Below are 7,058 nucleotides of genomic sequence, written 5' to 3'. Positions count from 1 at the left end.
CGGTCGGCCGACCGACGTCGAACTCGAGTGCCTGGCCCAGACCTGGTCGGAGCACTGCAAGCACAAGATCTTCAACGCCACGATCCGCTACAGCGAACCGGGGCGGTCTCCGGAAGAGATCCGCTCGCTGTTCAAGACGTTCATCCGCGGGACCACGGAGGCGATCGACACCCGGATCAGAGAGCGCGACGGGAGCAGCTGGCTGGTGTCGGTCTTTCACGACAACGCCGGCGTCGTCGCCGCGACGGAGCGGTATCACCTCGTTTTCAAGGTCGAAACCCACAACAGCCCGTCGGCGCTCGATCCTTACGGCGGCGCGATCACCGGAATCGTCGGCGTGAACCGGGATCCGTTCGGCACCGGGCTCGGGGCCGAGCTCCTCTGCAACACCTGGGGCTACTGCTTCGCTCCTCCCGACCACGGGGGCCCGCTTCCCGAGGGTCTCCTCCACCCGCGGCGCATCCGCGAGGGCGTGCACCAGGGGGTGATCGACGGCGGCAACCAGTCGGGCGTGCCGTACGCCAGGGGCTGGGAGTTCTTCGACGAGCGCTATCTGGGCAAGCCGCTCGTTTACTGCGGCACCGTCGCCCGCCTCCCGGTGGACGTCGCCGGACGGCCGGGCCACGAGAAGCGCCCGCGCCCCGGCGACCGTGTGGTCATGGTGGGCGGCCGGATCGGCAAGGACGGCATCCACGGCGCGACCTTTTCGAGCGCCGAGCTGACGGAGGAGAGCCCGATCCAGGCGGTGCAGATCGGCGATCCGATCACGCAGAAGATGATGTTCGACTTTCTTCTGGAGGCGCGCGACCGCGGCCTGTACACGGCGATCACCGACAACGGAGCCGGTGGGCTCTCCAGCTCGGTCGGCGAGATGGCCGAGATCCCCGGGGGCGCCCGGATCGATCTCGCTCGCGCCCCGCTGAAGTACCAGGGGCTGGCGCCGTGGGAGATCCTGCTCTCCGAGGCGCAAGAGCGGATGACGGTCGCCGTCCCCGCCGAGCGGATCGACGAGTTCCTCGAGCTGGCGCGGCGCCGCGAGGTCGAAGCCACCGATCTCGGCGAGTTCACCTCCGACGGCTTCTTCACCGTGCTCCACGGCGGCCGGACGGTGGCTCGGCTCCCGCTCTCGTTCCTGCACGGGGGCCTGCCGGAGATGCGGATCGACGCGGTCTTCTCGCCGCCGCCGGAAAGGGCGTTCGAGCCGGCCGAGCCGCCCGCCGACGGAGCCGAGGGGGCGCGGATCGCCGAGGCGTTCCTCGCGAGGCACAACCTCGCCTCCAACGAGCCGCTCTGCCGCTGCTACGACCACGAGGTGAAGGGCCTCACCGTGGTGAAGCCTTGGGTCGGTCGGGACAGGGACGTGCCCTCCGACGCCACCGTCCTGCAGATCGATCACGGCTCGTTCGCCGGTTACGCGGTGAGCGACGGCGTCTTCCCCTCCTATTCCGACATCGACGCTCACGCGATGGCGCAGGCCGCCGTCGATCTCGCCGTCCGGCGGCTGATCGCGGCGGGAGCACGGGCGGACCGGATCGCCGCCCTCGACAACTTCTGCTGGCCCGATCCCCTGCCCGCTCCGGACAATCCCGACGCCCGGCACAAGGCGGCGCAGCTCGTGCGGGCCTGCCGCGGGCTCGCGGAGGCTTGCCTCGCCTACGGCGTTCCCCTCATCTCGGGCAAGGATTCGATGAAGAACGACGCCGTCATCGGCGGCCGTCGGATCTCGATCCCGCCGACCCTGCTCGTGTCGGCGATCGGGCTGCTGGACGACGTGCGCCGGGCGCTGACGCTCGAGCCGGACGGCGCCTCGGGCCTGGTGGTCGTCGTCGGCGAGACCGCGGAGGAGCTGGGCGGCACGGAGTGGGCGGCGCACCGCGGCGTGCGGGCCACCGGCGTCCCGCGCTGCCGCCCGGAGGCGTGGGCTTCTCGGTACGAGGCGATCGCGGGGGCGATCGCCGCCGGGCTGGTCCGGGCCGCGCACGCGCCCGGGCGCGGCGGGCTGCTACCGGCCCTGTTCCGGATCGCGCGGGCTGGGCGGGTCGGAGTCGAGGCGGACCTCGACGCGCTGCCGGCCGCCGGCGATCCCGGCTGGGAGGCGCGGCTGTTCGGGGAGAGCTGCGGGCGGATGCTGCTGGTGGTCGACCCGCAGCGGATGGAGGAGCTGCGGAGCCGGCTCGCCGGGGAGCCGCTGGCCCCGATCGGGCGGCTGGTGGAGGAAGAACGGTTGCGCGTGCGGTTCGGGGGGCGGGATCTCGTCGACGCCCCGATGGAGCGGCTCACCGCCGCCTGGAAGCGGGAGTTCCGCCGATGACCGCCCGGCGGAAGGTGCGAGTCCTGATCCCCGTCGGGCTCGGCCTCAACTGCGAGGCCGAGACGGCCCATGCGTTCCGCATGCTCGGCGTGGAGCCCGACCTGGTGCACCTGACCGATCTGCTCGCCCACCGGCACCCTCGCGCGCTCGCGGAGTATCACGTTCTGGTCTTCGTCGGAGGGTTCTCCTACGGCGACCACATCGCCGGGGGCTTCGTCCTCGCCACTCGGCTGCGCGCGCACCTGGCGGACGACCTGCGCGCTTTCCTCGACCGGGGCGGTCTGGCCCTGGGGATCTGCAACGGGTTCCAGACGATGATCCGGCTCGGACTTCTGCCCGGGCCGGAGGAAGGGCCTCACGACCTCGTCCAGCGGGCCGACCTCGGCCCCAACGACCGGCTCGGGTATCGTGACGCGTGGGTGCGCCTGCGCGCGATGCCGGACAGCCCTTGCGTCTGGACCCGCGGGATCGAGACGATCGAGCTGCCGGCGCGTCACGGCGAGGGGAAGCTGCTGCTCGCGCGCGAGGCCGAGCTGGACCGGCTGGACGCGGCCGGGCAGCTCCCGCTGCGGTACGTCGACGCGGAGGGCGAACCGACGGAACGCTGGCCCGACAACCCGAACGGCTCGCCGCGCGGAGCCGCAGGGATGTGCGACCGGACCGGCCGTCTCTTCGGCTTGATGCCGCACCCGGATGCCTTCCTCCATCCCTGGCACCATCCCGACTGGCGCCGTGCCGGCGATCCGGATCGGATCGCCCCGCTCGGCCTGCGGATCTTCGAGGCAGGCCTGACGGCGGCGGCAGAGCTGGTGTGAGCGGGAGCGTGGCCGTCCGAGGAGGGGAGCGGGCGCCGGGGCGCGGCCTCGCGGCCGCGGCGCTCGGCCTGCTGGCGGTGGCCTTCCTCGCGCTCGCCGCCGGGCACCGCTGGTACAACGACGACGCCTTCATCACGTTCCGCTACGCGCGTCACATCGCGCAGGGCCACGGCTTCGTCTGGAACGTCGCCGGGGGAAGACCGGTCGAGGGCAGCAGCTCGCTCGCGTGGACCCTCCTGAATGCGGCCGCCATCGCCGGCGGGCTCGATCCGGTCGTCTTCTCGCAGGCCGCGGGGGCGGCCGCGGGCCTCGCCGGCCTCTTCCTCGCCTACGCGGCGGCGCGGAGACTCCTCGGCGTTCCGCGCTTCGCCGCGCTGGTCGCGCCGGCCGTCCTGGTGCTGCAGCGGCAGTACGTCCTGTGGAGCGTCTCCGCTCTCGAAACGCAGGCGGCCACGGTGCTCCTGTTCGCCGCGACGCTCCTCTTCGTGCGCGAGGTCGTCCGGCGACGGCCAGGCTGGCCGGCGAGCGGTCTGCTCTTCTTCGCCGGGACGCTCTTCCGCCCCGAGGCACCGCTCGTCCACCTCGGGGCCGGTGCCGGCTTGGCGCTCGTCCGCCGCGACCGCCGCGCGCTCTCCGCGGTCGTGGCCTCGGGCGCGACGCATGCGCTGCTGCTCGGCGCGCTCACGCTCGTCCGCCTCGCCTATTTCGGCCAGCCGCTTCCGAACACGTTCTATGCGAAGGTCGGCGGGGTCCAGCTCGCGCGGGGGCTCGCCTACCTGGGCCAGTTCTTCTGGCAGACGAACGGCTGGCTTTGGGGGCCGGCCCTGGCCGCAGGGGCGGGCCTCGCCCTGCGGCGCGAGCCGCCGGAGCTCCGCCGCGCGACCGTCGCCGCGATCCTCGCGCAGGCGGTGTGCTGGTGCGCGTGGATCGCCGTGGAGGGGGGCGGGGCGTGGGAGTTCCGGTTCATGGACATGCTGCTTCCGGGTCTGGCGCTCCTTTGCGCTCTCGCTGTCCACGGGATAGCCGGTGCGGTCTCCCCTTCACGGCGAGCACTCGCCGCCGCCGCCGCGGCGGCCGTCGTCGGGGCGCAGGCCGCCACGCTGATCGTCCCGTTCCGGCCGTTCGGGACCGCGACCGCAGGGCTCACCCGGCGCACCGCGCCGGTGCTCGTCGTGCCGGCGGAGCAGCTCGAGCGCGCGGCGAACGAGATGCTGCGCGAGGGGCGGACGCTCGCGCCCTTCCTGACGCCGGAGGACCGGATCTCGATCGGGTGGGCCGGGGCGCTTCCGTACGTGACCGACGCTTGGCACCTCGACCCGTGGGGCCTCAACGATCCGGAGATCGCCCGCCGTCCGTTCAGCGAGGAGGCGACGCTCTACCACCAGCGTCACGCCGAGTGGAGCGACATGGTCGAGCGGCGGGTGATGTTCGTGGACGTCTTCAACCAGTTCCTCTACAAGCGACCGCTCCTCCCGTACCAGGTCGCCCGCCCGCTCGAGCCGTGGGTGAAGGAAGGCGCGATGATCTACTGCGCCGAGCTTCCCGTGCCGGAACCGTACCGCTTCTGGATCTTCGCGTCGCCCCGTCCGCGGCAGGAGGTCGAGTCCTGGCTCCGCGCGAAGGGACTGCGGCTGCGCTACGCGACGCCACTCGTGCTACCGGAGGGCGGACGCGCACCGGCACGCTGACACAACTCGGCACGCGTTGCCTTCACTCCCCCGGCGCGAGCGCGTCATGACTCATCGAACGGGCGGGGCGGACGACACTCCGGTTTGGTCGTTCACGGTCGTGCTGGGGTTCTCCAGGATTCGTTTCGGCGACAGAGTCGCCGAGGGTGCACGCCGTGGCTTCGCGACCCTCGCGCGGGGATCGAACGGCCCGCCATGACGCCTAGCCGCAACCTCGTTCTCGAGGGGTTGGCGGCACGGATCGTGAGAATCTCGGCCGAAGCGAAGATGACGGCGACGCTCGGGGAGATCAGGCGTAGTCGCTCCCTAGCGAGTCGATTTCGGAAATCTCGGCGACTGGCCGGCCCCGCCGTCGCCGGAGGCCGGGCGCGGCCGGATCAGACGGGCACGCGAGGCACGCCGTGGGGCGGCGAAATCCCGCCGACGTTGCGGCCGAGGTGAGCAGATCACCGGGGCCCTGCGGTGGAACGGACGGGATTATCGGTGGGTCGGGATCTTCCAGACTTTTCGGCGCCCTCTCCTCCGTCAGGGACAGGCAGAGCCGGCGCGGTCGCTGCCTGCACTGTCGCGGCCCTTGGTCCCTTCCTCGTCCAGACGGTTTCTCGCCGTCACGAGGTAGAAAAAGCCCTCGCCGGGCGCGATCGGGTCGCTGTCGGTGACCGACTCTCCCGCCACGTCCTGCTGCCAGCACGTCCCGTATCCCCCGCCGGCGATCGCGGCGAGCCCGTCACGGTAGACCTCGTACACGCCGACGGACCGCTCCGGGCTCCAGGCGAGCGTCTGCTGATCGGCGAAGCGAAGCCCTAGCACTTCCCCGGGCGGCGGATAGGCCGCGCCGAACGAACCGTCCATGTGGTAGGTCGCCGAGGCGAGTCCGGCGCGGACGAGCCCCTCCCCGAGACTGTCGAGCGAGACGCGGTACGAGGCCGACGAGGCCGTCACGCCGTCGGCCGGGCGGCCGCCCTGGTCGAGGACGTGTTCGTCCATCCGGTAGCTGGCGCTCTGCTGGGCCAGCGCGCTCGTTCGCGCGCCGGCGAGGCCCAGCACCATGACGACGATCAGGGTCCGCATCGCGGGGTCCTCCGTCGGTGTTTCGCCGGAGAAGGTCGGACGGGACGCCGGACCGTTGCGGTTCGTCCGGTGCCCCATCCCCGGAGCTGCTGTCCGCTCGGCGTCATCGCGCCATCAGCAGCACGCGGATCGTGCCGGTGCCGGCGTCGAGCGACTCGAGCGCCTTGCCGACGATCGTGCCGGGGATCGCTTCGATGGCACGCATCGCGTGGCCTGGTGTCGGCGAGCTGACCAGCAGGTCACCGGGGCGGATGGATCCGTAGCCGGCGTCGGCCCTCAGTCCGACGATGCCCGCCCCGAGGACCGGGACCTCGAGGGCACCGCCGCCGGCTCTCTGCACCGGTCCCGCGGCGACGCCGACGACGCCGGGGTCGGCCTGGGAGGCTGCGAGGCGCAGGGCGCCGGGGTGCTCCGGATCGAGCGCGAGCAGGTCGCCTGGCTCGGTCTCGCTCGTGACCGGCATCAGGACCGCTCCGGGTGGCAATTCGGATCCGGCCGAGGCTGAAGAGGCGGCCGCCGTCGCGGCTGTGCCGGTCGGCGTGCTGGCCGCTCCGGCCTCCGGGGTGACCGCCTGGGGCGCGGCCGAGACAGCAGCGTCGCCGGGCACTCCGGCTGCCCCGGTCTCCGGGGGCAGCGCGTCCGCCGCGCGCGGGACAGCGTCGACGGCCGGGTCGAACTCGTGGATCGCAGCGACGAGAGCCTTCGCCTGCGAGAGATCGATCGTCGAGGCGTCGATCCCCTCGACCCGCGCGGCGATCTCCCGGAAGCGCTCGAGCGGCGTTGTCGCCTTCAACTCCGGCTGCTCGGCGAGGAGCGAGCGGTACGAAGCCATCGACGGGATCGGGGCGTCCTCGCCCTCACCCTTCGGCTGGATCACCGGGATCTCCTCGAAGCCGATCCGCAGGCCGTGGACGATGTAGTCGAACGCCGCGTTCGGATCGAATCCATCGACAGCCCGGACGACCAGCTCTTTCGTCGTGACCGAGTCGACGTAGAGGACCGCGCCCGGCGAGCGGGGCGTCACCTGCGCCGTCAGTCCGATGTCGGGGTTCGTCACCAGGGCGAACGTTTCGTCGAGAGCGATCCGCGCCACGCCACCCGAGAGCCTCCCGCTCCCGCGCACGAACGTGGCCGCCTCGGGACCCTCGAGCGCGGTGTAGACGACCTTGAGCG

Annotated in this window: 5 protein-coding genes; 3 read left to right on the top strand and 2 right to left on the bottom strand. The window is 72.3% G+C overall.

Translation table 11 applies throughout. The features are described from left to right. The 3 genes from D6718_11550 to D6718_11540 form a co-directional block, all read left to right on the top strand. On the top strand, positions 1–2,311 hold a 2,311-nt coding region (locus D6718_11550), incomplete at its 5' end, for a phosphoribosylformylglycinamidine synthase (GenBank protein ID RMG43702.1). Further along, entirely contained in the window at positions 2,308–3,126 is an 819-nt protein-coding gene (locus tag D6718_11545; GenBank protein ID RMG43701.1) for a phosphoribosylformylglycinamidine synthase subunit PurQ, read from the top strand. The genes D6718_11550 and D6718_11545, both read left to right, overlap by 4 nt. Continuing rightward, the gene (locus D6718_11540; protein ID RMG43700.1) at positions 3,123–4,814 is read left to right on the top strand and encodes a hypothetical protein; all 1,692 of its coding nucleotides are present in this window, start codon (positions 3,123–3,125) and stop codon (positions 4,812–4,814) included. Before D6718_11545 ends, D6718_11540 begins: the two co-directional genes overlap by 4 nt. Before the next feature lie 525 nt (positions 4,815–5,339). Here D6718_11540 and D6718_11535 read toward each other — a convergent pair. After that, positions 5,340–5,885 carry a hypothetical protein gene (locus D6718_11535; protein ID RMG43699.1) on the bottom strand — a complete coding sequence of 182 codons (546 nt, stop codon included), beginning with the start codon at positions 5,883–5,885 and terminating at the stop codon, positions 5,340–5,342. A gap of 103 nt (positions 5,886–5,988) precedes the next feature. Further along, a partial coding sequence (locus tag D6718_11530) for a hypothetical protein (protein ID RMG43698.1) occupies positions 5,989–7,058 on the bottom strand: 1,070 nt, incomplete at its 5' end.

This window comes from Acidobacteriota bacterium (genome assembly GCA_003696075.1).
Taxonomy (GTDB): Bacteria; Acidobacteriota; Polarisedimenticolia; order J045; family J045; genus J045.
This window is presented reverse-complemented; position numbering and strand designations above follow the sequence as displayed.

What these genes read in the sequence shown, in the direction of transcription:
- D6718_11545 (RMG43701.1), top strand. Translation starts at nt 2,308, where the DNA reads ATGACCGCCCGGCGGAAGGTGCGAGTCCTGATCCCCGTCGGGCTCGGC.
- D6718_11535 (RMG43699.1), bottom strand. Translation starts at nt 5,885, where the DNA reads ATGCGGACCCTGATCGTCGTCATGGTGCTGGGCCTCGCCGGCGCGCGA.